Source organism: Rahnella sp. BCC 1045 (assembly GCF_019049615.1).
In the GTDB taxonomy this organism is placed as follows: Bacteria; Pseudomonadota; Gammaproteobacteria; order Enterobacterales; family Enterobacteriaceae; genus Rahnella; species Rahnella contaminans.
Genome location: NZ_JAFMOZ010000086.1, coordinates 1 through 26,087 on the forward strand (window position 1 = coordinate 1; position 26,087 = coordinate 26,087).

The following is a 26,087-nucleotide window of genomic DNA, read 5'->3' on the forward strand; positions in this document are numbered from 1 at the left end:
GTCGCGGGGGTGGTAATTGGTGTGATTGCGTCGTTCCAGCTCACCAATATCGTCAACGGTTTGCAGAAACTTACCGGCCATCAGTTCCTGTCCGGGGACATTTATTTCATCGACTTCCTGCCTTCTGAAGTTCACTGGCTGGACGTCGGCGGCGTACTGTTAACCGCGCTGGTGCTGAGTTTGCTGGCGAGCTGGTATCCGGCACGCCGCGCCAGCCGTATTGATCCCGCCCGCGTACTCAGCGGCGGCCAGTAACCATGGTTTACGCAACACAATCTTTCAGACACAGAGAGTAAGGAGCACTTTATGCGCACACGTCATCGTCTGTGTCGGTTTCGCAAAAACAAACGTATCCGGCATCAGCGTTTCCGGTCGAATATTTTCCACCGTGATTCAATGGCGGCAGCTTCACTGAAAAAGCCGTTTGTGGTGGTGCTGACCGGTGCCGGGATTTCCGCTGAATCGGGGATCCGCACTTTCCGCGCCGCCGATGGTCTGTGGGAAGAACACCGCGTGGAAGATGTGGCTACGCCGGAAGGGTATCGCCGTGATCCGGAACTGGTGCAGCGTTTTTATAATGAACGCCGCCGCCAGTTGCAGTCAGAAGATCTCAAACCGAACGCCGCGCACTATGCGCTGGCGACGCTGGAAGAAGCGCTCGGTGATAACTTCCTGCTGGTGACACAGAATATCGACAACCTGCATGAACGCGCAGGCAGCTCCCGCGTGATCCACATGCACGGCGAATTGCTGAAAGTGCGCTGTACGCAGTCAGGGCAGATTCTGGACTGGCCGGGCGATTTAACCGTCGATGACCGGTGCCATTGCTGCCAGTTTCCTGCGCCGCTGCGTCCGCACATTGTCTGGTTTGGCGAAATGCCACTGGGCATGGACGAAATTTATGACGCGCTGGCGAAAGCTGATTTCTTTGTGGCTATCGGTACGTCCGGGCATGTTTATCCGGCTGCCGGATTTGTACATGAAGCACGGATTGGCGGTGCCTGTGCCGTTGAGCTGAATCTGGAACCGAGCCAGGTTGAAAGTGAATTCGACATGAAGCATTACGGACTGGCAAGTGAAGTGGTGCCCGAATTTGTGCATAAATTCCTGACCAAAAAAGATGAAGCCTGGCAATAAACCCGCCAGACCTGACGTTGCAGCCGGACTGGCGATGCCTGTTTCCCGTAATCATCGGGAGTTCATCGCCAGTTGCAACGCCGGTAACTTAAGCGTTATTCATCTTTAACGCTAAAATTGCGCCCGCCCCGAAGAGTTATCCCGTTAAACTTGGTGAAAAATGACCTGACGCAATATTCACGGTTTTCATGCTGCGCATAATAAAACCCAGCCGCCAGAGGATACCTATATGGATAAGTTGCTTGATCGTTTTCTGAATTATGTTTCTTTCGATACCCAATCTAAGCCCAATGTTAAACATACGCCGAGCACCGACGGTCAGCTGAAGCTGGCGCAGGCCCTGCGTAATGAACTGACTGAACTGGGATTTTCACAAGTTACGCTCAGCGATAAAGGCTGTGTGATGGCGACGTTACCGGGCAATGTGGCCTGGAAAGTGCCGGTCATTGGCTTCATCTCTCATCTGGATACCGCCCCCGATTTCACCGCGAAACACGTTAATCCGCAGATTGTGGAAAATTACCGTGGTGGCGATATTGCACTGGGAAATGGCGATGAAATTTTATCTCCGGTGATGTTCCCGGTTCTGCACCAGTTGCTTGGCCATACGATCATTACCACCGATGGCAAAACGCTGCTGGGGTCTGACGATAAGTCTGGCATTGCCGAAATTATTACCGCGATGGTGCGGCTGAAAAACAGCAATATCGCGCACGGTCCGGTGCGTATTGCCTTTACGCCGGATGAAGAAATCGGCAAGGGCGCGCAGAGTTTTGATATTCCGGCCTTTGGCGCGGAATGGGCGTATACCGTGGACGGCGGTGGCGTGGGTGAGCTGGAGTTTGAAAACTTTAATGCCGCCTCGGCGACCATTAAGATTGTCGGCAACAACGTTCACCCTGGCAGCGCGAAAGGCGTGATGGTGAATGCCTTGTCACTGGCGACGCGTTTCCACAATGAACTGCCGGTGGAAGAAACACCTGAACATACTGATGGTTACGAAGGTTTCTATCACCTGACCACCATCAAAGGCAACGTTGAACGCGCGGAAATGCACTACATCATCCGTGATTTCGATAAAACGCAGTTCGAAGCCCGTAAGCAAAAAATTATTGATATCGCCCATGTGGTCGGCAAAGGGTTGCATCGTGATTGCTATATCGAAGTGACGCTCGATGATCACTACTACAACATGCGCGAGAAAGTGGCCCAGCATCCGCACATTATTGCGCTGGCGCAGCAGGCGATGAAAGACTGCGATATTGAACCGATCATGAAGCCGATCCGCGGCGGAACCGACGGCGCGCAGTTATCTTTTCGCGGCTTACCGTGCCCGAACATTTTTACCGGCGGCTATAACTTCCACGGTAAACATGAGTTTGTGACGCTGGAAGGCATGGAAAAAGCGGTATCCGTGATCATGCGTATCGCCGAGTTAACGGCGAAAGAAGCGCTGAAACACTAAAAATCCCGCAAACAAAAATCGGGTAAAACTGGCGGCAAAAAAGGGGCGATGTCTGATGACATTGCCCCTTTTGTATTTGAATCAGCCGCGACGGTTAGTCGTTAAAGTACCAGTAGCCGCTGTTCACCAGCGCAGACAGCAGCGCGAGGAATGAAGGATCTTCAAGCGCATCACCGAGCATTTCTTTGGTCACGGTTTTGTGACGGGCAATCGCGTCCACCGCACCGATATGTTCGGTAGTCATCGCTTCACCGTTGACATAACAAACGTCGCCGACGCGCAATACGCGCAGCCCGCCCAGACGTTCCAGTGTTTCGCCGGAGTCGAGCAGTTCGTAAATTTCACCGGCCTGATATGGCGGTTCCGGCGGGGCCAGATCCAGCTCGTGGCGCGACTGGGAAATAAACTCACCAAACCAGCTGTTGAAGTGCGTCGGGTTGCCAATCAGATCCAGCATCATGCCACGCAGTTTATCCAGTTCGGCAGGCTGAATTTCCGCCGGATGTTCACGTTCAGTCAGTTCCGGATCGCAGTAACGGTGACTGCCCAGTTCACGGGAAAGCACGAAGTCGGCGAAACCGCTGACCATTTCACGCGCATTTGGCGCGCGGAATCCGACAGAATAGTTGAGGGAATTTTCCAGTGAATAGCCGTCGTGCGGGAAACCCGGCGGAATATATACGATATCGCCCGGTTCCAGTTCTTCATCGATAATAGCTTCAAACGGCTCAACCTGAAGAAGATCAGGATGCGGGCAATGCTGTTTCATGGCGACTTTCTCGCCCACGCGCCAGCGGCGACGGCCCGTACCCTGAATGATAAAGACGTCGTACTGATCCAGATGCGGGCCAACGCCGCCGCCGGGAACAGAGAAGGAAATCATCAGATCATCCATCCGCCAGTCAGGAATATGCCGGAAGGGTGTCATCAGGTGGGAAGATGGCTCGTGCCAGTGATCAACCGCCTGAACCAGCACTGACCAGCCGTTTTCTCCCAGATGATCGTAGCTTTCAAATGGCCCGTGGCTGACGTTCCATTTACCGTCGTGATTACTCACCAGACGGCTGTCCACCTCATTTTCCATCGCCAGTCCTGCCAGTTCGTCAGGCGAGATAGGATCGACGAAATTTTTAAAGCCGCGTTTTAACACGACAGGACGTTTTTGCCAGTAACGCTGAAGGAAATCGTTCCAGTCGAGGTCGAGTTGGTAATCCATAGTATTTCCCTTGCATTAAATGGAGGGTGGATAAAGAAGAGGACGGTCTGTAAATGATTATAACGGAAGGTGTTGCGGCTGAGTTGGGCAATTGCCAGCAAATTTCGCACTATGGTTAAGATTGCGTCGAAATGTGCTGGCAAAATGGTCGGGTAAAGGTTACTCGAGTTCGATGCCTTGTTGCAGGCCGAAGCAGACACGCATACTGGCGCCGCCAAGCGGACTGTCGCCGATGACAATTTTACCGTCGTATTGCTCGATAATGTCGTTGGCCAGTGAAAGCCCCAGACCTTGTCCCGGACGTAAGGTATCAGCACGCTGGCCGCGCTGGAAGATGACTTCACGCTTGCTTTCCGGAATGCCGGGGCCGTCGTCTTCAATCAATATCACCAGTTCATTTTCGGTATGAACGGCGCTGATTTCCACGAACTCAAGGCAGTATTTACAGGCGTTATCGATGACGTTGCCCATGACTTCCATGAAGTCATTTTTCTCGCCGACAAAGGTAATTTCCGGCGAGATATCGACCGTAATCACCACGCCTTTGCGCTGATAAACTTTGTTGAGGGCAGAACATAATCCGTCAAGAATTGCGGGTACGGAATGCACTTCGCGGATCAGTAAATTCTGTTCCGAGCGCAGCGTGGCGCGGTGCAGGTAATAGCCAATCTGCTGAGAAATGCGGCTGATTTGTTCCAGCATGACCGGCTCGGCTTCTTCGATGGTCATCTGTTTGCCATTTCGCAGCGCGCGCAGCGTGGACTGCAACACCGCCAGCGGCGTTTTCAGACTGTGGGTCAGATCGGCCAGCGTGGTGCGGTAACGGTCATATCGTCCGCGCTCGCCGTGCAGCAAAATATTGAGGTTTCGCACCAGCCCGCGCAATTCCCGCGGAGGATTTTCATCGAGCGATTCACGCTCATGAGTCTCCAGCTCGGCGACCTGATGAATCAGCTGTTTGATTGGCCGCAGGCTCCAGTATGCCGCCAGCCACAGCAGCGGAACCACCAGCAACAGGTTTGCCAGCAGCACATAGCTGAACCATTCCCAGACCAGATCTGAACGCTGTAATTCCTGCGGAATCGTATCGACCACCACGATATTGAGTGCCGGTAAACGCGACGTGGCGTTGTAGGTGTTGACTGCAATGGAGTGGGTCATCGCGTTGGCGTCGGTGTCGTCGTAACTTTTCAGCTTGTCCTGTGCTTTCGGGTTATTGCCCAGCACTTCGCTGCTGATTTGCGTATCGGTATCCAGTTCATAAAAGCCCGGTTTATTCATCCAGGCTTTATCGATATGTGCTTCGAGTTCGGGGATCCGGCGTTCTGCCCATAGCAGATTCCCTTCGCCGTCGTAAATAAACACCAACGTTGGGGAATTAAGATCCAGATCGGGCGGCACGTTAATGCTCAGTTTGTTGTCACGCCACTGCGCCAGACTGAAGAATAAGTTACTTTCACCGCGCAGGAGGCGGTAAGCCGTTTTGTCGAAACTCACCATATAACCCACCACCGCCACCAGCCCGTAAGCCAGTGACAGTGCGAGCACGACCGCAGCGGTCGCCATCATAAAGCGGACGCGAAGAGAAAAAGGGTTCTTGGTACGTCCTTTCATGGCGCGTCCTTTTGAAGCGAAAACAGACAATTATGGGCGGATATCGAAACGATAACCCTGGCCGCGCACGGTGGTAATAACATCAACCGGATGTTCGGCTTGCAGCTTTTTACGCAGGCGTCCCATCAGCACGTCGACGGTGTGGCTTTCGCGCAGCTCGGCGTCCGGGTAAAGCTGAAGCATCAGGGAATCTTTGCTGACGACTTTACCGGCGTTGCGGATCAGGGTTTCAATAATGGTGTATTCGAAAGCGGTCAGTTTGATCGGCTGCTCGTTGACGGTCAGCTCGCGACGCGACAGGTCAATCTGGAACGGCTGAAGGGTGATGACCTGCGAGGCCAGACCGCTGTTACGGCGCATCAGCGCCTGCATGCGGGCCAGCACTTCTTCGAGGTGGAAAGGTTTGGTCACGTAATCGTCGGCACCGGCTTCCAGCACCGCGACTTTGTCCTGCCAGCTTTCACGGGCGGTCAGCACCAGAATCGGCAGATTGGTCTGATGACTACGCCAGCGGCGGATCAGGCTCAGGCCGTCTTCGCCCGGCAGACCGAGATCGACAATCGCGATATCAGGCGCATGTTCGTGGAGGAAGTAATCCGCCTCTTTGGCGTCTTCCGCTGCATCAACCTGATGACCCATTTCCCGCAGTTGTACCGAGAGGTGGTGGCGTAGCAGTGCGTTATCTTCAATGACTAAAATTCGCATGGTGATTCCTTGTTCTCAGTACGCGGAAAATGATGACTAATTTGATGCGCTTAAGTCTAAATGATCCTGAAATATTTTAATCAACCCTAGCTCAACGCCGGGTAGAGAAACCTCAACAAAACATAAACGAATTATAAACGCCCTGAGCCGGGAGAAACATAAATTGTGAGGCAGATCGCTGATTAATATCAAAGGTATCATTAAGGTATTGTAAAGGTATCTCGAATGCCTGATTTCATCCGTTGCTTCCGGTGCCAGGGCACCGCGCGGATCCCTTACTCAGCAAGGATATAATAATGAAACGTACCCATCTGAAGCTGTCCGTTATGATGTTTATTGAGTGGTTTATCTGGGGCGCCTGGTTTGTGCCGCTCTGGCAATACCTCAATAAATTAGGTTTTAGTCCGTCGGAAATTGCCTGGTCTTACAGCAGCACGGCGATTGCGGCGATCCTTTCTCCGGTTCTGGTGGGCGTGATCGCAGACCGCTATTTTGCCGCTCAGAAAGTGCTCGGCTGGCTGTTGCTGGCCGGTGGCGTGCTGATGGGATTCATCGCGCTGCAAACCGAATTTTCGACGTTCTTCCCGCTGCTGGTGGTGTACGCGATTACTTATATGCCGACGGTCGCACTGACCAACAGCATTGCGTTCGCCAACATCAATGACACCGAAAAGGATTTCCCGCGTATTCGTGTGCTCGGCACGCTGGGGTGGATTGCATCCGGTCTGGTGATTGGTTTTGTACTGCCGCCGATGCTTGGCATGGGCAATATTTCTGATACCAGCCAGCCGCTGTGGATCACGGCGATTGCATCATTTGCACTGGGGATTTACAGCTTCTGGCTGCCGGATACACCGGCAAAAGGCAAAGGGCCGGTGGACATCAAAGCCCTGTTTGGCCTGAATGCGCTGGGTTTGCTGAAAGACCGGTCGTTCGCCATTTTCGCCTTATGTTCATTTCTGTTTTGCATGCCGCTGGCGTTCTATTACCAGTTTGCCAACGGCTATCTGACGCAGGTTGGCTTGCCAAACGCCACCGGCTGGATGACGCTCGGGCAGGTGTCGGAAATCTTTGCAATGCTGGCGCTGCCGTTCCTGCTTAAACGCTTTGGCATCAAAAAAGTGCTGATGCTGGGCTTCATCACCGCCGCCATCCGTTACGTCTTCTTCATCTACGGCGGCACGGCTGACGTCTGGGCCTACAGCATGCTATTCCTCGGCATTTTGCTGCACGGCGTCAGTTACGATTTCTATTTCGTCACCGGCTATATCTACGTCGATAAAAAAGCGCCGCCGCATATGCGCACCGCCGCGCAGGGCCTGATCACGCTGATTTGTCAGGGACTGGGCAGCTTTATCGGTAACTGGCTTGGTGGCCGGGCGATGACCACCTTTGCGCTGAGCGCGCCAAAAAATGGCATGACCTTCGACTGGTTTGCTGTCTGGGGCGTCGGCGCGATTATGGTGGCGGGCGTGATGCTGCTGTTCCTGCTGTTCTTCCGTGAACGCAGCAAAACGATTACGCCGGTCAGCCTGAGCGCCTCTTCTTAAACGGCACATTTTCATTTCTGGCGGGCAGGCAGCCCGCCGCAATTTTTATATCGGGAGATTTAACGATGACACAACCAGAACTTGAGAGCCGCATGCTCGGGGCGTTGTACGGACAAATGCTGGGCGATGCGCTGGGCATGCCGTCGGAACTGTGGCCGCGTGAGCGCGTCAAAAAGCATTTCGGCTGGATCGATCGTTTTCTGGATGGCCCGGCGGAAAACAATGCGGCCTGTTATTTCAAAGCCGCGCAGTTTACCGACGACACCTCGATGGCGCTGGCACTGGCCGACGCTTTGCTGGAAGCCGACGGTAAAGTGGTGCCGGAACTGATTGCCCGCAACGTTATCCGCTGGGTCGACAGTTTCGATGCGTTCAATAAAAACATCCTTGGCCCGAGTTCAAGGCTGGCGCTGGCGGAGCAGAAGAAAGGCGTGGCGATCGGCGCACTGGAAAACAACGGCGTGACTAACGGCGCGGCAATGCGCGTTTCTCCGCTGGGCTGCGTGCTGCCTTCGGCTCCGCTGAAACATTTCTGTGAGCAGGTCTGGCTGGCCTCCAGCCCGACGCACAAATCGGATATTGCCGTTGCCGGTGCGGTGGTGATTGCCTGGGCGGTGTCACGCGCCATTGAAGGGGCGAGCTGGGCGGAAATCCGTCTGGCGCTGCCGGACATCGCTAAATACGCACAGACACGGGAATCCACCACGTTCAGCGCGTCGCTGGCGGCGCGTATCGAACTGGCGTTTGATACGGTGGCGAAAGCCGAAGGCACGGAACAGGCATCGGAAGCGGTGTATCAGCGGGTTGGGGCGGGCGTCAGCACCATTGAGTCTGTACCTGCGGCGCTGGCGATGGTGGAACTGGCGGGAACCTGCCCGAATCAATGCGCTATTTTATGCGCCAATCTTGGCGGCGACACCGATACCATCGGTGCGATGGCGACGGCCATTTGCGGTGCGTTAAACGGCATTGAAGCATTCAAAAAAGAGTGGCTGGATGAACTGAAACGGGTGAATCCGCAGGACATGACCCGCTACAGCGACGCATTTCAGCGTTTTCGCCGCAATGCACAGGAGGCTGGATGAGCCAGACGCACCGTGAACTTTTGCTGACCCTCACGCAGGGCGACTGGCACCAGCAATCGCCGGTTCTCGTCATCGGTGCGGCCGTGATGGATATGGTTGCGCGCGCCGATACGTTGCCGGAGCGCGGCGGTGACATTGCCGCCGATGTGACCGGGTTTCATCTCGGCGGCTGCGCACTGAATATCGCGCTGGGGCTGAAACAGCTGGGGATTCACAGCCAGAATCTTTTGCCCGTCGGCGAAGGGATGTGGAGCGACCGTCTGCGCAAGGAGATGGCTGCACGCGAAATTGTGTCTGATTTGCAGGTGAAAGGGGCGGACAACGGCTGGTGTCTGGCGCTGGTGGAACCCGACGGCGAGCGCACGTTTATCTCCGTCGACGGTATCGAAAATCAGTGGCAGCCTGGATGGCTGGCGCAGGCAACACCGCAAAACGGGCTGGTGTATGTTTCCGGTTATCAGCTGGGCGCAAAGCAGGGCACGGTGCTGACGGACTGGCTCGATACTTTACCGGACGCCGTGCGCGTGCTGGTGGATTTTGGCCCGCGTCTGGATGTTATGCCCAAAGAGCGCGTCGAACGTCTGATCCGCCCCGGTGTGATCCTGACGCTGAATCAGCGCGAAGCGGCCATGCTCGGTTTTGCTGGTGACGCAGAAAGTTTCTGCCGTCAGTTGCACGAGAAAACCCGTGAACTGGTGGTTTTACGCTGCGGCGAGCAAGGCAGTTATTATTATGGTTCAGCGGATGATTGCGGGTGGATTGCGGCGCGGAAAATTACCGTGGCCGACAGCATCGGGGCGGGCGACAGCCACTGCGCCGGTTTACTGGCCGGGCTTTCGCTGGGGCTGACGCACTGGCAAAGCATGATGCTGGCGAACTGCGTGGCGGCTTACGTGGTTTCAAAACCAGGCGGAGATTGCGCGCCAACGCTGTCGCAGCTGATTTCTTCACTCGACAGCGTCAGTTAGAAAACAGTTAGTCTTCGCTGACGAATTCGTACATGTCACTGCGGCAAAAACTTTCGCTGTACTCAATCGGGCGGTTTTGCCCGTCGAACAGCGTTTGTTTGATGATAAGCAGTGGCATCGCCTCTTTCAGCTGCAATGCCTGCAAGGTTTCCGCGTCGCTCATCGCCGCACTGACGCGGCTTTGCAGCGCACCGAGCTCAATATTATTGCGACCGAAATAGTCATAGAGCGAAACGCCGATTTCCCCGACGTCGCGGATGGCGTCCATGATGACGTAGGAAACTGCTACCGACATCGGGCGCGTATCAATGTAGTGAATACGTTTGAGCATGTAGACCGGTGTGTTTTCGGTGATCGCCAGTTTGCTGGCAATCAGCGCCGAAGCGGGCACCTGATCGCGGCTGATCCACAGCGTATCCGGCTTGCGCCCCTGAAGCATGACTTCGCGGGAAAACCCTTTCACACCGGCCAGCGAATAAGCCAGACGGGCATCGGTCGCTTTTTTGATAAAGGTGCCGTAACCCCGCGAGCGACCGATATAGCCGTCTTCTTCCAGCCTGGCGAGCGCCTTTCGCACGGTGATACGCGAAATGCCCAGAATTTCAGTGAACTGGCGTTCGCTCGGCAGAAAGTCGCCGTCCTGTAAAATTCCGGTTTCCAGTGCATGACGTACCGATTCGTTAAAGCACAAATACAGGGGCATTGTGCCCGCCTGAGCCAGATCGGTTTTCAGTTTTTCCAGCACCTGCTGGTTGGTGTCCATGCTCATGAAGTCGGTCTTCCAATGCGGAGGGAATGGGCTCTATTTTAGAAGGACAGAGATTTTTTGCAGTGACATTTTGCGCGCCGCGGTCACATAAAAAAAGGCGACCCGGAGGTCGCCTGAGATTGGCCACATGTAATGTTTGAGCAAAGACTTACTTCAGCTCATCAACCATGGTGGTGGCGCGCCCAATGTAATTGCCCGGCGTCATGGCTTTCAGACGGACTTTCTCTTCTTCCGGTAATTCCAGAGAATCGATAAAGGCCTGCATACCTGCCGCATCAACACGTTTACCACGGGTCAGCTCTTTCAGCTTCTCGTATGGCTTTTCGATGCCATAACGACGCATCACGGTCTGGATTGGTTCCGCCAGCACTTCCCAGTTGTGATCCAGTTCGTTCGCCAGATTTGCTTCGTTCACTTCCAGCTTGCTGACGCCTTTCAGGGTGGCCTGATACGCAATCAGCGCATAACCCAGACCAACGCCGAGGTTGCGCAGCACGGTGGAGTCGGTCAGGTCACGCTGCCAGCGGGAAACCGGCAGTTTGCTGGCCAGGTGCTGCAACACCGCGTTGGACAAGCCAAGGTTGCCTTCGGAGTTTTCGAAGTCAATCGGATTCACTTTGTGCGGCATGGTAGAAGAACCGATTTCGCCAGCAATAGTGCGCTGTTTGAAGTGGTTCAGGGCGATGTAACCCCAGATGTCGCGGTCGAAGTCGATCAGGATGGTGTTGAAACGCGCCACGCAGTCAAACAGCTCAGCGATGTAGTCGTGCGGCTCGATCTGTGTGGTGTACGGGTTCCAGTTAATGCCCAGAGAAGTCACGAACTCTTCGCTGAATTTATGCCAGTCCACTTCCGGGTACGCCACGATGTGGGCATTGTAGTTGCCAACGGCACCATTGATTTTGCCGAGGATTTCGACGTTTTGCAGTTGTCTGAACTGGCGAGCCATACGGTAGGCGACGTTAGCCAGCTCTTTACCGATAGTAGATGGCGTAGCAGGCTGACCGTGGGTGCGCGACAGCAGCGGAATGTCACGGTGTTTGTGCGCCAGATCTTTAATCCCATCAATGATCTGTTTCCAGTACGGCAGCACCACGTCCTGACGCGCGGTTTGCAACATCAGCGCGTGGGAAAGGTTGTTGATGTCTTCAGACGTACAGGCAAAGTGAATGAACTCGGACACCGCGTGAAGGGCAGGGATACCGGCCACTTTTTCTTTCAGGAAATACTCAACCGCTTTGACGTCATGGTTGGTGGTTTTTTCGATGTCTTTAATGCGCTGAGCGTCATTCACATCAAAATTGGCCACTAACTGGTCGAGGAAAGCGTTTGCGTCGGCATCAAAAGCAGGAACTTCCTTGATTTCTGCACAGGCTGCCAGTTTTTGCAGCCAACGTACTTCAACCTGCACACGGAATTTCAGCAGGCCAAATTCGCTGAAAATAGTACGCAGCGCGCTGACTTTATCACCGTAGCGTCCATCAACGGGGGAAACGGCGGTCAGTGAGGATAATTCCATCGGTAGCAACTCCTGGGGTCTTATTAACAATGAGCGAGAATACTTTTCGCCTGTTCAAACAAGCGATTACGGGAAAACATCAGTTGCAGGCGTCCACCGCCCACCTGGTGCCACAGCACGGCGGAACGGATGCCAGCCAGTAAAATGGCGCGGACCTTCGCCTGAACCTGCGGATTTTGCAAAATTGCCGGTGAACCGGTGACCTGAATGCGCGGGCCTGCCGGGCTGACGACGTCGACATAAATTGAGGCCAGCGAGCTAATCATCGTGTCGGATTCGAGCTCGAAATGCGCCAGCTGGCGGTCGAGCTGATCGATACGTTCACCGAGCTGATTCATGGCGGCTTTATTGGCGTAGAGCTTACGCTCAAGCACCATCAGACTTAATGCGTAACGCGTTAACTCAGCGCCCGGCCCCTGACGGTTGGCGTTCAGCACGCCCAGCAGCGTTTCCAGCCCCATCTTCAAATTAGCTTCATTATTACCGTATACCGCCAGCGTGGATGCCGGATTCATCTCCAGCAGGCTGCGCAGTGACACTGACATTTCTTCCTGAGCGCAATTGCCTTCATGGGCAAGTTGCTGGACCAGGCGCGCTGCCTGACAGATCCCCGCCAACGCCAGCGTAATGTCATAATAATTTTTAGCCACGTTTACTCCTGTAAGCGTTTTGAAACGATGAGACGCAGTGACAAAGAAGATAGCCCAAACTAATGGCGACAGATCATGCCATAAAACTGACCCTAAACACAGTTCGGAATCAGTGCAGATCGTCACAGGCGGGCAGAAAAAAAGCGGGACGCCCGAAAGCGTCCCGATTTCATACACCTGTTGGCGCTGTATCAGGCCTGAAGCGGCAGACGCTGTTCAATGACGCCGCCGCCGAGGCAGATTTCGCCAAGGTAAAACACGGCAGACTGGCCCGGTGTGACGGCAGCAACCGGCGCGTCAAAGCGCACTTCAATGCGGTCTTCGCCCAGCGGTGTGACGACGCACGGAATGTCTTCCTGACGGTAACGGGTTTTGACGGTGCACGTCAGCGGTGCGGTCAGCGGTTTGCGATCAACCCAGTGAAGCTGTTGCGCAATCAGCCCGACGGACATCAGACGCGGATGTTCATGGCCCTGAGCAACGTACAGAATGTTGTTTTCCACATCCTTTTCAACGGTGTACCACGGCTCTTCGCTGCCTTCTTTCTGGCCGCCGATGCCCAGACCTTTGCGCTGGCCGAGTGTGTGGTACATCAGCCCCTGATGTTGCCCCATCACCTGACCATCAACGCTTTTAATCACGCCAGGCTGCGCCGGCAGATAGCGGCCAAGGAAATCGCGGAATTTACGCTCACCGATAAAACAAATGCCGGTGGAGTCTTTTTTCTTCGCGGTGATGAGATCGAGCTCTTCGGCAATGCGGCGCACTTCCGGTTTTTCCAGCTCACCGACCGGGAACAGGCTCTGTGCAACCTGCTCATGACCCAGCGTGTAGAGGAAATAGCTTTGATCTTTATTGCCATCGACGCCGCGCAGCAGGTGGCTGATGCCGTCGATATCCTGGCGGCGCACGTAGTGACCGGTCGCGATGTAATCCGCGCCCAGATCTTCTGCGGCAAATTCCAGGAAGGCTTTGAATTTGATCTCTTTATTGCACAGGATATCCGGGTTTGGCGTGCGTCCGGCTTTATATTCCTCGAGGAATAATTCGAACACGTTGTCCCAATATTCCGCCGCGAAATTGACGGTGTGCAGTTCGATACCCAGCTTGTCACACACGGCCTGCGCATCGGCAAGATCGGTGGCTGCTGTGCAATATTCTTCGTCGTCATCCTCTTCCCAATTTTTCATGAAGAGGCCCTCAACCTGGTAACCCTGCTGTTGCAGAAGGTAAGCAGAGACTGAGGAATCGACACCGCCGGACATCCCGACGATCACTTTTTTCTGGCTGTTGTCAGACATAATTGTCCCGAAACACATGAATTAATTGTCCGGTACTGACGGTGTTTTTCTGATGCTTGTCCCACGAGGATGAAGGCCGCGCGCAACAAAAACACCACAGAAACCCGAACAGAGAGGTACTACGTAAATACTGAAGCGCGAAATTTTATCACGTCAGGCCGGTTGCTGCATTGCTGATTCACAGGAGGCAACAACCGGTGCGAAAGACTTTTTCTGCGCGCTTACTCCGGCAGATTAAAATTGTGCAGAATTTCCAGAGGGTAACGCGGGGATTTCTGATAACAGCGGATGCTTTCCGCCACCAGCGGTGAGCGTAACTGAGACGACCCGATAATGTCTTCGGCACTGACCCAGCGGCACTGATCGATATCGTCATCTTGTGGCGCGGTGTCCAGAATTTCCGGTAAATCAATCACAAACGCGAAGCGCAGAAACGGCGTGCCGTCCGGCGCCTGCCACTGATGCAATCCGAGAAAAGACTGCGGTTCGGCGTGAATACCCGTTTCTTCGTACAGCTCGCGTTTTGCTGCGCTGACCAGCGTTTCGTCAGCTTCGAGATGGCCAGCCGGTTGATTCCAGGTCACTTTCCCGTGAATGGTTTCTTCAACGACCAGAAACTTTCCCTGCGCCTGAACGACGCAGGCGACGGTGACGTGCGGTTTAAACATGCGGGATCTCCTTCCATTGGCCGGGTTGTAAGTCGCCGAGGGAAAATTCGCCCATGCTGTAGCGGATCAGGCGTAACGTCGGGAACCCGACATGTGCCGTCATGCGGCGAACCTGGCGGTTCCTTCCCTCGTACAAAGTGATTTTCAGCCAGGTCGTCGGGATCGCTTTACGTTCGCGAATTGGCGGATTGCGCGGCCAGAGCCATTCCGGCTCACCGACAATTTCAGCACCGGCGGGCAGGGTGGGGCCATCTTTCAGCGTGATACCGTGACGTAATGCTTCGACGGCGGCGGTATCCGGCACTCCCTCGACCTGCACGTAGTAAATCTTGCCGGTGCGTTTACCTGGCTGTGTCAGTGCAGCTTGCAGTTTGCCATCGTTGGTCAGCACCAGTAAACCTTCGCTGTCCCGGTCGAGGCGCCCGGCAGCATAAACATCTGTTAATGAAATGTAATCTTTAAGTGTGGCCCGACCCGCCTCATCAGTGAATTGTGGCAGTACATCAAACGGTTTATTGAAAAGAATCACCTTTCCCGGCCCTTTTGGGGCAGATTGTTCTTTGGCTGGCCTTTTGCTGAAACGTTTAACGTTGTGATTTTTAAAAGATAGCGGGTTCATAGGCATTGAAGTTAGAGAGAATTAGCGCATTATACTTGAAAAATGTTTCGGATTGGCTAGCGAGAAATATTCGAGTAATATCGACCGGCATCTTACAAATTTTTAACAAAAATGCGCTCGAAGGAGAGGTTAATGGAAAGCAAAGTAGTTGTTCCGGCTGAAGGTAAAAAGATTACAGTAGACGCTCAGGGTAAACTGGTCATTCCTAATAATCCTGTTATCCCATTCATTGAAGGTGATGGTATCGGTGTTGACGTGACGCCTGCCATGATCAAAGTCGTTGATGCGGCTGTTCAGAAAGCCTACAAAGGCGAGCGTAAAATCTCCTGGATGGAAATCTACACCGGCGAGAAATCCGTAGAACTGTACGGCAAGGACGTATGGCTGCCAGAAGAAACTCTCGACCTGATCCGTGATTACCGTGTTGCCATCAAAGGCCCGCTGACCACTCCGGTTGGCGGCGGCATTCGCTCCCTGAACGTGGCACTTCGCCAGCAACTCGACCTGTACATCTGTCTGCGTCCGGTTCGTTATTACACCGGCACACCAAGCCCGGTAAAACGTCCTGAAGATACCGACATGGTGATCTTCCGTGAGAACTCCGAAGATATCTACGCAGGTATCGAGTGGAAAGCCGGTTCTGCTGAAGCGGACAAAGTCATCAAATTCCTGCAAGACGAAATGGGCGTGAAGAAAATCCGTTTCCCACAGGAATGTGGTATCGGTATCAAACCTTGCTCCGAAGAAGGCACCAAACGTCTGGTTCGTGCGGCGATTGAATACACCATTACCAATGATCGTGACTCCCTGACGCTGGTTCATAAAGGCAACATCATGAAGTTCACCGAAGGTGCCTTCAAGGATTGGGGCTACCAGCTGGCGCGTGAAGAGTTCGGCGGTGAGCTGATCGACGGCGGGCCTTGGGTGAAAATTAAGAACCCGAACAACGGCAAAGACATCATCATTAAAGACGTTATTGCTGATGCATTCCTGCAACAAATCCTGCTGCGTCCGGCTGAATACGATGTTATCGCGTGTATGAACCTTAACGGTGACTACATCTCTGACGCCCTGGCGGCGCAGGTTGGCGGCATCGGTATCGCACCGGGCGCAAACATCGGTTCTGATTGCGCACTGTTCGAAGCCACTCACGGTACTGCACCGAAATATGCCGGTCAGGACAAAGTGAACCCGGGCTCAATCATTCTGTCCGCAGAAATGATGCTGCGTCATATGGAATGGTTCGAAGCCGCAGACCTGATCGTCAAAGGCATGGAAGGCGCTATCGCCAACAAAACTGTGACTTACGATTTTGAACGTCTGATGGAAGGCGCTAAGCTGCGCAAATGTAGCGAGTTTGCCGACGACATGATCGCAAATATGTAATTTCAGTTCGCTGAAACAGAATAACGGGAGCCTGGTGCTCCCGTTTTTTATGGCTGACGGGTATGAGGGGCAGTTTAGCTGAGCGGGTTTTGCGGCTGATTATCGTCCTTGTCCTGCAGCTTGCCTTCGTAGCCCACCAGAAAAAATGCCCTGGACGGATGTTTCGCACTGGCGGAAAAGAACTCGGCCACCAGATCTTTATCCAGACTGTATTTACGCGACAAAACGCCCGCCTCGAATGCGGCATTGTTATCATCACCGGTGATCTGTGCCCGGGTGTGTGCAAATCCCAGCACAAAGCCCCGTAAATACTCTTTGCAATAGCCTGATACTTGCGCAGCAGGCCACGCGCTTTCGGCGGTCAGGCCCGCTTTTAGCCCTTTCCCAAAATGGTTTTGCATTTCAAAATCCTCGTCGAACAAGCGCTGTATAATAAATCATATAGCGATTATTCAGGCAATGACTTACAGCAAGAGAATTGAGGTTTGTGAAAAGGTCGCTCCCGGGCAAAGCGGGCATGTTTAAGAAAAAAGAATTTCAGTTAGAAGAGAAAGAGAGAATTAATTTGCGTTAAGTTTTGTCGGCGCTTTGAATTTTTTCACCGGAGATTCAGCAGGGTAAGGGTTTATTTCACCGGTCTTATTGTGCATCGCAGGCAGCGGTGTTAAATATGAGCGACTTTTTGCCACAGGACGGACCTTTTGTTACGTTCACTCCTCTCCAGCTCACTGTTCCGCATCGATCTGCGACGTCTGATTCTGATCTTAGCCGTAATGAGCGCCTTCGTGACGCTTGCAAACAGCTTTTATGCCAGCTATCGCGTACAGCGCCAGTTGCTGATCGACAATACGCTTGAAGAAAATCGCGTTTATGCGACGAAGCTTGCGTCCAGCACCGAACAGTTTATCAAAAGCATGCAAAAGCAACTGGCCTACAGCGCAGTGATTGCGGCAGGCCACTTTGACGATCCTGCCATTCTTCAGTCCGAAACCGCTCGCCTCAAATACCAGACGGACAGCTTCAATTCAGTGGTGATCACCAATGCCCGTGGAAAAGTGCTGGCGACATCGCCGGACAGCTTACAGCTTGTCGGACATGCGCTGACGACGCCAGGCGCGGTGGAAGCCCTGAAAGAACGGCGTCCGCTGATCAGCAAACCTTATATTTCTGCGGCGCAGAACCTGGTCATCATTATCTCGACGCCGGTTTTTACCGCCGACGGAAAGTACCTTGGGTATATCGGCGGCACCATTTACCTGAAGCAAAAAAGCATTTTGAATGAACTGCTGGGCGAGCATTTCTATCGTGACGGTTCCTACATCACGGTGCTCGACGAAGACCGGCGCATCCTTTATCACCGTGACGCCAGCCGTATCGGCGAGGTGATGAAGCCACATCCGATGACAGAAATTGTCCGAACGGCGACCAACGGCAGCCTGATGGTGGAAGGCGTCGGCGGGGATCAGATGCTGGCCGGTTACGCGGTTGTGCCTTCTTCCGGCTGGGAGATTGTGACGCTTCGTCCGACCGACGCCACGCTGAAACCGCTGGAAGGGCTGATGGTTAAAGTCCTTAAACATCTGACACCGCTGGCCGTCCTGACACTGCTTGCCGTCTGGCTGTTCTCGCGGCTGATCGCCCGTCCTCTGTGGCTGCTGGCGCGCAATGCGAACGAAATGGATAACCCGGATGTTTCGGTTAATATCCGCGAAATTCCGTCGTGGTACTTTGAATCCAACCAGCTGAAACGTGCGCTGCTGATTGGTATCAGTCTGTTGCAGAAAAAAATCGGTAAGCTGAAATTTGAAGCGCAAACCGACCCGATGACCGGCCTGTTTAACCGGCGCGGGCTGGCAATGACGCTGGAATCCGTGGCGCAGCTGCGCCAGCAGTTTTCAGTCATTGCGCTGGATATCGATCACTTCAAATCTATCAACGATTCTTATGGCCACGATGTTGGCGATGAAGTGATTAAATCAATGGCGGAGCAGATCCGCCATAACGCGCGCGAAACAGACATTTTATGCAGGGTTGGCGGAGAGGAGTTTCTTGTCCTATTGCCGCGCACGGCGCTGGCTGAAGCGGAAATGATTGCTGAACGTCTTCGCGAAAATGTTGAAAGTCTGGAACTGCCGGGTATCCGGCCAATCACGATTTCGCTGGGCGTGGCGCACTGGCACTATTTGCAGGGCGATCCTGATACGTCGCTGAAAAGAGCCGACGAAGCGCTGTATAAAGCGAAACAGGATGGCCGTAACCGCTTGGTGGTTTCTGAGCCGTAATTTTTACGTGATATCAGGGCATTAACTGCCCTGATTTTTACCGGTTATTTCGCAGCAGCGGCGGCCTGCTGTTTCTTTTCCTGCGCGGCAAGATGGTGCCCGATAGCGCAACCTGCCACCGCGCCGATGACCGCGTGGTGTTTCAAATGCCCTGCAACGCCTCCCACGACTGCGCCCTTAAGGCAACCTGCTGCATGGGCAAATGAGCTCATCAGTAATATGCTGCACATGACCGCGCCGAAGATTGTTTTTTTCACCTGATTTCCCCTGAATGAACAATTAGTGCTGTGGCAGAAAATGTCATAACAGGTGCTGGTTTGTCATTTTTCTATCTGTAAGCAGGTGCTGCTGATGTTACGCCTTGTGCTGCAAAATCCTGCTGGCGTGAGGGAGTTTGGGATAAGGACGGGTTACAACTGCTGAAGCGGTTAACGGCTCATTGAACATCGGTTTACTTTGCATCCCGCTGGTCGGGGTCTTCACTTTTTTTAAGTCTGCTAAACTTAATATCAGTAACCGGCGAAGATCCCTTTCTTCGCTGTATCCGGTTATTTTCCACCCGTGAAGAAGGATGCCGCTATGACGCATCAAGAACAATTGCAGGCCCTGATGGTTCGCATTGACGCGCTGGAACAACGTGAAAGACAACTGACTTATGCTTCAAATGCTTATCAGGCAATTTTGACCACGTTACTGGGCATTCTGGATAAACCTACGCGCGATCGGGTGATCAGCATGGTAGACCAGGCTCACGATGTGGCTTATACCAAAGCAAATCTGGAGCAGAAAGGGAATATTCTCGGCGCGGATGACATCACTCAGCGCATTTTCTTATTCGCGCAGGGGCGTGCATCGCAGCCTAAGTGAACGCAATTGCAGGATTTATTCGTGACTCGTTTCCTAAAAGGCGACGAGGATTTTGTTTATCCCCTGTTCAGGAACGGCGGTCGGCTTTTAACATATTGATGGCCGCGCCAAGTAAAATACGACGCTGAACGCCGGTGGCGCAGGCCAGTTGCTCGTCGAGATAACCAATCAGCGCATCGGCACTCAGAGGCTCCCCTCTGTGACGCATCTGAATCACGCCATCACCGATAATACGCGCCACTTCATCCCAAAGCGGTTGGATCTCACTTTGCGAGAATTTCATGACAGCTCCCGTTTGTGTGATTTACGTACAATCTACCATCTGAGTGGCGTGTGGCAAGTGCGCGGGCTGAGATCGGGTAGCAGGGCGAAAATGAGTTCCTTCCGGCACGTGGGCCGGAAGGGGGGGAGCGCAATGCGTTAGTGCTTAATCACATACAAATCTTTGGTGTAGACGTAATTGAGCAGGCTGTCGTTGAAGCCGCCGACGTAAGGTTTCACCAGACGGGTGCTTACATAATGGTACAGCGGGATGACCGGAGATTGGTCCGTCAGAACCTGCTCTGCCTGCTGATACGCTTTGCCAACATCCGCTTTATCCGTCGCTTTTAATGCATCGTTCAGCGCCTGATCGTAAGTGGCATTGCTGAATTTAGGTGTATTTTCGCTGTTGCCGGTACGCAGCGTATTCAGGAACGTGGACGGCTCGTTGTAGTCCGCAATCCAGGCGTAACGAACCACTTCGTAGGTCCCCTGATGCATGGTATCCAGCATGGTTTTCCATTCCTGATTCTGCAAAACGGCATCCACGCCGAGATTTTTTTTCCACATAGACGCCGCCGCGATGGCAATACGCTGATGGGCTTCTGACGTGTTGTACAGAAGATTGAATTTCAGCGGATGATCCGGACCAAAACCGGCTTCTTTCAGCAATTTCTTCGCTTCTTCGTTACGCTGGTCCTGCGTCAGGCTGGCATCTTTCGGTTTGGCAAATGTAAATCCACCGGTGTTATCCGGCGTCAGATGCCAGGCTGGCGTCTGTCCCTGACCCAGCACTTTGTCGGCAATAATCGATTTATCAATTGCCAGATTCAGCGCCTTACGCACGCGGACATCGTTAAATGGCGGTTTCTGTGTGTTCATCGCGTAGTAATAAACCGCGAGATACGGGCTGACATGAACCTGAGAACCCAGCTCTTTTTTCAGCGAGGCAAACAAGGGTGCCGGAATGGTATTGGTAATGTCTATTTCACCGGCTTTGTAACGGTTAACATCCGCCGTGCCGGAAGCAATTGGCAGATAGGTCACTTTATTGATGACGGTATGCGCGTTATCCCAGTAGGTTGCATTACGGACTGCTGTTATACGTTCGTTAACCGTCCAGGTATCCAGTTTAAAAGGACCGCTGCTGGTGAGGTTGCCGGGCTGAGTCCATTTATCGCCGAATTTTTCGACATCTTCCTGACTGATTGGCGAAAGTGAAGGGTGCGCCAGCATGCCGAGGAAGTAAGAAAGCGGCTGGTCGAGGGTGACTTCCAGCGTATTTTTATCCAGCGCTTTGATCCCTAACTGGTCAGCCGCTTTTTTGCCCGCGATGATTTCACTGGCATTGAGGACGTGCATGCTGCCCAGATAACTTTCGTAAGGTGAAGCGGTTTTAGGGTCGATCAAACGACGCCAGCTGAAAACAACATCTTGTGCGGTAATCGGAGAACCGTCAGACCAGACAATGCCGGGGCGTAAATGGAATACCCAGGTTTTCTGATCTTTCGTTTCCCAGCTTGCGGCCAGCGAGGGTTGTGGATCGCCCTTGTTATCAATGGTAATCAGGCCCGCAAACAGATCACTCAGAATATTGAATTCAACATCGCTTTCCACTTTATGCGGATCGAGAGAGGCGGGTTCACTTCCGTTATTACGCACGATTTCTTGTTTTGCTGCCAGCTCAACTCCTGCGGGAACGGTCGCAGCGTAGCTGGTAAACGGTGCCAGAAAGGCACTGGAAAGAAGGACTGCGAGGGGAAGTTTCTGAAAGCAGCCATAAGTTTTACGTATCGTCATTGCCATTTCCTGCCCTGTCAATATGGTTAAATATCAATGAGTAACAGGGTATTGATACCGCTCTTCTGACACTTTAGCAATCTTTATGAAATATTTTATTGCCACGTTGTGAAAGCGGGCACAAGGGCTAATATCCGGCATTCTCATGTGCCGGGATCCAGTAACCATCAATAAAATCTTCAATAGGGTAACAGCCGGCCTGGCGCAAACCTTGCTGGTGCATGGCGACAGTGCATTGCGCCTTCGTATTAAAGGCATCCACGACCAAATCTTCGCATCCACCGCCGAGATAACAGATGGTCAAAACAAGTGCGAACATCGTGCTCCTCCTTCGTTGTCACCTGATTAAGCATAGAAGGAATGTCCGGGTAGCGACACAAAACGGGATTCGTTTGCTGATTCTTTGTCCAGTTATAGCGAGGCGAAATACAAGAAAGGCGAGGATAGAGAATTTCATCCATGTGCGTGATATTCTCGCGACCATAATTTTTACGAATGGCTTTTGTGGGAGGAGTATCTGATGTCCGATTCTTTAAACAGAGAACAGGAAATTGAATCTGATTTGGTGGCGTGCCAGCTGGTTATCAAACAAATTCTGGATGTGATCGAAATTATTGCACCAGCGGAAGTTCGCGAGAAAATGTCTCACCAACTGAAGAGCATTGATTTCAGTAAACATCCTGCCGGAGCGGATCCGGTCACTAAGCGCGCTATCGAAAAGGCTATTTCACTCATTGAGCTGAAATTCACCCGACACGACAGTTGATACTTTTGTTATGCCCGCCGCCGGGACGGGCATAACAACCCACATTTTTTCTCTACTTATTATCAACCACTTCGCCGACCTGCTTGAAAATCGGGCAGTTAGCCACGCCAATTACGCCGCTGTCGGAATGGATATACTGCGAGCTGACAATGCCGCGCGCGGTGAGATACTGGCATTTCAGTCCAAGACCCGCTGCATTTTCACTGCTGCCGACGGTCACACCATAGCCGGAAAAAAGAAAAACGGCGTAAATAACGGCCAAAACAATAATCGTTTTAATCACACTCATCCCACAACTCCCCATGTTCATCCTGACGCTTCAGGATATTGATAAGTCTAGTAGAAGTTATTTCCGGGTAAATGTCATTCCAGCCAATTCTGAATCGCGGCTTTCGGGCTGAAAGCAAAAAAAATGGCCCCTGAAAAGGGGCCATTTGATTACTTAACTCTGCGTCAGACAGAGATCAGGCAGAAATTACCAGCGGTATTTCATACCCACGTTTGCTGCCCACGGCTGGTCAACATCGCTGCCGCCCAGGTAGTTAGCACCCGCGTAAACGGTGAAGTTTTTGCTCATATCGAACTGACCGCCTAAACCAACGCGAACTGCTGAACCGTCGATGCCGTTATCGATACGGTCGCCGTTGATATCTGCATCATTGTTGGCATCTTCATAAACGTATGCCAGTGTTGCGTAAGGGCTGATGGCCTGATCGGCACCCAGGTCGAAGGTGTAACCGATGTTGGTACCCAGCTCGTAACGCATGCTGTCATAAGCCTGATCGCTGACGCGCATGTTGTTGCTCATGCTGTAGTCATCATCGCCAATGAAGACGCCGGTGATGCTTGCATACGGCGTCAGGTAAGCTTGTGGTGCGAATTTCCAGTCGTAACCGGCTTTCAGACCGAAGCCCCATGCATCTGTTGAGTTATCACCCGACACCTGCTGACCATCGCTCATGGTGCTGTCAGTGGAGTTGCTAAAGTGGCTGTAGCTCAGAGAGGTATCAAAGAATACGCCGTTTTTGAAGTCCAGGCTGGAGTAAACGCGTGCTGACTGGCTGTCAGTATCCGCATCTGCGTTATCCATAGACAGACTGGATTTCGCGAAGCTCGCCGCCATACCGACCAGCCATTGACGATCGCCACCCCCTTCAGTGACTTTATCCAAACCAACCATGATGCCGTTAACGTCCTGATCGTAATCAACAACGCCATTGTCGCCGTTTTGTTGACCGCCAAAGTAGTTAACCCATACGCCGCCTTTGTCATCACCCTGGGTGTGACGCGAGCTATCCATACGGTTGCTCAGAGTATCCTGTTCCATATGCCAGGTTGCAGCGTTAGAAGAAGGCAGGCTCAGCGCCGCGTTAGCGGTAGAAGTGATGCCTTGTTTAGCCAGAACAACGGTATCGCCAACTTGTTCTGCCTGATACTTATAAGCACCCAGATCAGCGGTATTTGCGTGAGTGAAGGATGCGTTGCCACCGTAAGTACGGATCAGTTCTTTGTTTTGATAATCTGCAACGCGGCCTGCGCCGGTCGCGTTATCAATACGAACCTGATAGTTACCGTTAGTCACGCCGTTAACCGCCAGGTGGCCATCGGAATTCATACCGATAGTACCGCGATCGTAAACGTAATCTGCAGCAGTTTTGTCGCGGGCGTTGTTCATGTCGGAGTTCAGAACATATTCACGGCTGCCAACGTTGAAGGTACCGTCATCAGTCAGCACCATATTGTGAGTATCAACTTCACCAGCGCCTAAGTTCAGCTGAGAACCATTACCTACGGTAATGGTGTTCGCGTACAAAGAAGCGGTTTCTTCAGCCAGAGTGACTTTACTGCCTGAGTTCAGGTTCAGTGCGTCAGTTGCAACGCCGCCGTGTGCTGCAATTTTCAGGCTTGACTGATTTGTCAGAGAGATGTTGTCAGCAAGCAGAGTCGAATCAACAACATTCAGCTGTGACTGGTTATTCAGGGTCAGATTGTCAATGTTGGATACCTTTGTGGTATCCCACTCAGAACCATTGTTCAGAGCAACATTGAACAGACCGCTCTGATAGACGCTGTCGCCGATTAAAAGGTTGGTTGTGTTGCTGTAAAGTGAATCCGGCCAGATGCTGTTAGCCGAGCGGTCATACAAAGTATAATCTTTGTCGACGTTTGAAGTCGCTGCACCAACCCATTTACTGCCATTATCCAGGGTCAAATTCAGTTCGTCGGTGTCATCCCAACCATTAGTATCAAGATTGCCGTCGCCATTGCTGTCATGGCCACCTTTATAATAATTATTGTCAAATGTGCTTGTGAAAGTCACATCGCCTTTAATCGTGGAATTATTAAAGACGGCGTTAGTCTTCATTGAGTTATCTTGCGCAGTTGCTGCTACAGATAGCGCAACATCATCGCCAGGATTTGTTGCGCCGTCGGTTCTTGAACCGTAATCGCTAGGTTTATCTGACTGACCATAAAAACTATTACTATTCAGTTCACTGTATGAACCTGAAGTCAGAACAGAATCATTAACGGTGATATTCGTATCGTAGGTATTACCATTATTAACAGTGGTATCAGCCCAACCATAACCTTGCGTCAGCGCAATGCCAGCAACATGGGAATTGTTCTGGATAACGATGTTGCTTTCTTGCTCAAGTGTTACGGCAACACCCAAAGCAGAAGTTGGGTATTGCTGATGCGTAGTTTTATTGTCTGCGCCAACGACGTCATAACCGAAGTTTTCGTAAGTATCATTGATGGTGGAATTATCAATGGTCAGTTGCAATGGTGACTGGTCGTATTCATTGCGGGCTGTAGAGCCACAAGTAGAATCCGTAGAACCCACGCAACGGGAAGTGATCATGCCATTCACGGTGGTATTGGTGATATTCAGGACATTACTGGTATTGCTATCAAAACCCAGGTAATGCGTAGAGATAACGCCGTTTACGACTGCATTATTGATTGAAGAGTAGATGTCTCCGCCAGTGTAACTGTTATTGGCACCATCATTATCAACATAGCCGTGATAGCCAATATAACCAGACTGAATCGAGTCACTGTAGAAAGTATCGTATACGGTGCCGGAGATGTCTGCTGACATCGCCGCAGGTGCTGTTACTGCAACAGCGCAGGCCAGCGCTATTTTAGAAACGAAGAACTTTTTATTCCATGCATGCATTTATTAATCCCTCAACAAAAAATAGTCAGCATGAATCAACTGAAATATTCCAGTTACTATGCTTTGATTTATATTACAGAAGAGACAGAAGAACTGTTCGACGGCGGGATGATATTTTAATGCATGGTGTTATTCAACAAAGAAGTTCACACAAATCTGAAAGAAAGCTGAATTATTTTTGTGATTTAAAGTTCTGAATTTAATTTATTTGGAATCTTTTAAATAATGTTTTCCTTTATGGTTTCTGAATGATGACGACATATTAGAACTTATGATTC

26 protein-coding genes are annotated in these 26,087 nt (G+C 52.2%); 10 read left to right on the plus strand and 16 right to left on the minus strand.

Going from position 1 to position 26,087, the window contains the following annotated elements; genetic code table 11:
* The 3 genes from J1782_RS02380 to pepT form a co-directional block, all read left to right on the plus strand.
* A partial coding sequence (locus tag J1782_RS02380) for an FtsX-like permease family protein (RefSeq protein WP_371819733.1) occupies positions 1 to 255 on the plus strand: 255 nt, incomplete at its 5' end.
* A gap of 51 nt (positions 256 to 306) precedes the next feature.
* A complete protein-coding gene (gene cobB, locus J1782_RS02385) occupies positions 307 to 1,137 on the plus strand; it encodes a Sir2 family NAD+-dependent deacetylase (RefSeq protein WP_195814008.1) in 831 nt (276 codons plus the stop codon).
* Between the two features lie 229 nt (positions 1,138 to 1,366).
* Positions 1,367 to 2,602, plus strand: a complete 1,236-nt coding sequence (pepT, locus tag J1782_RS02390) for a peptidase T (protein WP_152325624.1) — start codon at positions 1,367 to 1,369, stop codon at positions 2,600 to 2,602.
* A gap of 94 nt (positions 2,603 to 2,696) precedes the next feature.
* Here pepT and J1782_RS02395 read toward each other — a convergent pair whose 3' ends face one another.
* From J1782_RS02395 to phoP, 3 genes are all read right to left on the minus strand, one after another.
* The gene (locus J1782_RS02395) at positions 2,697 to 3,818 is read right to left on the minus strand and encodes a cupin domain-containing protein (RefSeq protein WP_217152302.1); all 1,122 of its coding nucleotides are present in this window, start codon (positions 3,816 to 3,818) and stop codon (positions 2,697 to 2,699) included.
* 159 nt (positions 3,819 to 3,977) lie between these two features.
* Complete coding sequence (gene phoQ, locus J1782_RS02400) at positions 3,978 to 5,432, minus strand: two-component system sensor histidine kinase PhoQ (protein ID WP_152325626.1); 1,455 nt, start codon at positions 5,430 to 5,432, stop codon at positions 3,978 to 3,980.
* Positions 5,433 to 5,462: 30 nt separating this feature from the next.
* The gene (gene phoP, locus J1782_RS02405; protein ID WP_095921366.1) at positions 5,463 to 6,137 is read right to left on the minus strand and encodes a two-component system response regulator PhoP; all 675 of its coding nucleotides are present in this window, start codon (positions 6,135 to 6,137) and stop codon (positions 5,463 to 5,465) included.
* 296 nt (positions 6,138 to 6,433) lie between these two features.
* On the opposite strand from phoP, the gene J1782_RS02410 reads away from it, so the two are divergent.
* From J1782_RS02410 to J1782_RS02420, 3 genes are all read left to right on the plus strand, one after another.
* Complete coding sequence (locus J1782_RS02410; RefSeq protein WP_217152303.1) at positions 6,434 to 7,687, plus strand: nucleoside permease; 1,254 nt, start codon at positions 6,434 to 6,436, stop codon at positions 7,685 to 7,687.
* 65 nt (positions 7,688 to 7,752) lie between these two features.
* Entirely contained in the window at positions 7,753 to 8,772 is a 1,020-nt protein-coding gene (locus J1782_RS02415; protein WP_217152304.1) for an ADP-ribosylglycohydrolase family protein, read from the plus strand.
* Entirely contained in the window at positions 8,769 to 9,740 is a 972-nt protein-coding gene (locus tag J1782_RS02420) for a PfkB family carbohydrate kinase (protein WP_152325629.1), read from the plus strand. The genes J1782_RS02415 and J1782_RS02420 overlap by 4 nt, the downstream gene beginning before the upstream one ends.
* Positions 9,741 to 9,747: 7 nt before the next feature.
* Here J1782_RS02420 and J1782_RS02425 read toward each other — a convergent pair whose 3' ends face one another.
* The 6 genes from J1782_RS02425 to rluE all read right to left on the minus strand — a co-directional run bounded on the left by J1782_RS02425 (position 9,748) and on the right by rluE (position 15,266).
* Positions 9,748 to 10,509, minus strand: a complete 762-nt coding sequence (locus J1782_RS02425) for a GntR family transcriptional regulator (protein WP_217152305.1) — start codon at positions 10,507 to 10,509, stop codon at positions 9,748 to 9,750.
* Between the two features lie 148 nt (positions 10,510 to 10,657).
* Positions 10,658 to 12,028 (minus strand): adenylosuccinate lyase, encoded by a 1,371-nt coding sequence (purB, locus tag J1782_RS02430; RefSeq protein ID WP_217152306.1) that lies wholly within the window; start codon positions 12,026 to 12,028, stop codon positions 10,658 to 10,660.
* Between the two features lie 23 nt (positions 12,029 to 12,051).
* On the minus strand, positions 12,052 to 12,678 hold the full coding sequence (gene hflD / locus J1782_RS02435; RefSeq protein ID WP_165059645.1) for a high frequency lysogenization protein HflD: 627 nt from the start codon (positions 12,676 to 12,678) through the stop codon (positions 12,052 to 12,054).
* A 191-nt stretch (positions 12,679 to 12,869) separates the two neighbouring features.
* Positions 12,870 to 13,979, minus strand: coding sequence for a tRNA 2-thiouridine(34) synthase MnmA (gene mnmA, locus J1782_RS02440; RefSeq protein WP_195822875.1), 1,110 nt, complete (start codon positions 13,977 to 13,979; stop codon positions 12,870 to 12,872).
* A gap of 221 nt (positions 13,980 to 14,200) precedes the next feature.
* The gene (locus J1782_RS02445) at positions 14,201 to 14,647 is read right to left on the minus strand and encodes an NUDIX hydrolase (RefSeq protein WP_101077163.1); all 447 of its coding nucleotides are present in this window, start codon (positions 14,645 to 14,647) and stop codon (positions 14,201 to 14,203) included.
* The gene (gene rluE, locus J1782_RS02450) at positions 14,640 to 15,266 is read right to left on the minus strand and encodes a 23S rRNA pseudouridine(2457) synthase RluE (RefSeq protein ID WP_217152307.1); all 627 of its coding nucleotides are present in this window, start codon (positions 15,264 to 15,266) and stop codon (positions 14,640 to 14,642) included. Before rluE ends, J1782_RS02445 begins: the two co-directional genes overlap by 8 nt.
* A 132-nt stretch (positions 15,267 to 15,398) precedes the next feature.
* Here rluE and icd point away from each other — a divergent pair, with 132 nt between their 5' ends.
* Positions 15,399 to 16,652 (plus strand): NADP-dependent isocitrate dehydrogenase, encoded by a 1,254-nt coding sequence (gene icd, locus J1782_RS02455; RefSeq protein ID WP_095921371.1) that lies wholly within the window; start codon positions 15,399 to 15,401, stop codon positions 16,650 to 16,652.
* 74 nt (positions 16,653 to 16,726) lie between these two features.
* On the opposite strand, the gene J1782_RS02460 is transcribed toward icd, so the two are convergent.
* Entirely contained in the window at positions 16,727 to 17,053 is a 327-nt protein-coding gene (locus tag J1782_RS02460; RefSeq protein ID WP_152325635.1) for a DUF2623 family protein, read from the minus strand.
* A gap of 300 nt (positions 17,054 to 17,353) precedes the next feature.
* Between J1782_RS02460 and J1782_RS02465 the strand changes: the two genes are divergently transcribed.
* On the plus strand, positions 17,354 to 18,934 hold the full coding sequence (locus tag J1782_RS02465; protein ID WP_254302891.1) for a sensor domain-containing diguanylate cyclase: 1,581 nt from the start codon (positions 17,354 to 17,356) through the stop codon (positions 18,932 to 18,934).
* 44 nt (positions 18,935 to 18,978) lie between these two features.
* On the opposite strand, the gene J1782_RS02470 is transcribed toward J1782_RS02465, so the two are convergent.
* Positions 18,979 to 19,191 carry a hypothetical protein gene (locus tag J1782_RS02470; RefSeq protein ID WP_371819734.1) on the minus strand — a complete coding sequence of 71 codons (213 nt, stop codon included), beginning with the start codon at positions 19,189 to 19,191 and terminating at the stop codon, positions 18,979 to 18,981.
* A 322-nt stretch (positions 19,192 to 19,513) separates the two neighbouring features.
* On the opposite strand from J1782_RS02470, the gene J1782_RS02475 reads away from it, so the two are divergent.
* Positions 19,514 to 19,801 carry a hypothetical protein gene (locus J1782_RS02475; protein ID WP_152325636.1) on the plus strand — a complete coding sequence of 96 codons (288 nt, stop codon included), beginning with the start codon at positions 19,514 to 19,516 and terminating at the stop codon, positions 19,799 to 19,801.
* 67 nt (positions 19,802 to 19,868) lie between these two features.
* On the opposite strand, the gene J1782_RS02480 is transcribed toward J1782_RS02475, so the two are convergent.
* The 3 genes from J1782_RS02480 to J1782_RS02490 all read right to left on the minus strand — a co-directional run bounded on the left by J1782_RS02480 (position 19,869) and on the right by J1782_RS02490 (position 22,181).
* On the minus strand, positions 19,869 to 20,084 hold the full coding sequence (locus J1782_RS02480; protein WP_152325637.1) for a hypothetical protein: 216 nt from the start codon (positions 20,082 to 20,084) through the stop codon (positions 19,869 to 19,871).
* A 137-nt stretch (positions 20,085 to 20,221) separates the two neighbouring features.
* Positions 20,222 to 21,862 (minus strand): ABC transporter substrate-binding protein, encoded by a 1,641-nt coding sequence (locus tag J1782_RS02485; RefSeq protein WP_152325638.1) that lies wholly within the window; start codon positions 21,860 to 21,862, stop codon positions 20,222 to 20,224.
* A 127-nt stretch (positions 21,863 to 21,989) separates the two neighbouring features.
* The gene (locus J1782_RS02490) at positions 21,990 to 22,181 is read right to left on the minus strand and encodes a YebW family protein (RefSeq protein WP_152325639.1); all 192 of its coding nucleotides are present in this window, start codon (positions 22,179 to 22,181) and stop codon (positions 21,990 to 21,992) included.
* Positions 22,182 to 22,382: 201 nt separating this feature from the next.
* On the opposite strand from J1782_RS02490, the gene J1782_RS02495 reads away from it, so the two are divergent.
* Entirely contained in the window at positions 22,383 to 22,628 is a 246-nt protein-coding gene (locus tag J1782_RS02495; protein WP_104922661.1) for a DUF2766 family protein, read from the plus strand.
* 52 nt (positions 22,629 to 22,680) lie between these two features.
* Here the strand turns inward: J1782_RS02495 and J1782_RS02500 are convergent, their stop codons facing one another.
* Both J1782_RS02500 and J1782_RS02505 read right to left on the minus strand, forming a co-directional pair.
* Positions 22,681 to 22,917, minus strand: a complete 237-nt coding sequence (locus J1782_RS02500; RefSeq protein WP_152325640.1) for a YobH family protein — start codon at positions 22,915 to 22,917, stop codon at positions 22,681 to 22,683.
* A gap of 186 nt (positions 22,918 to 23,103) precedes the next feature.
* Positions 23,104 to 25,809, minus strand: coding sequence for an autotransporter outer membrane beta-barrel domain-containing protein (locus J1782_RS02505; RefSeq protein WP_217152308.1), 2,706 nt, complete (start codon positions 25,807 to 25,809; stop codon positions 23,104 to 23,106).
* Positions 25,810 to 26,087 lie beyond the last annotated feature (278 nt).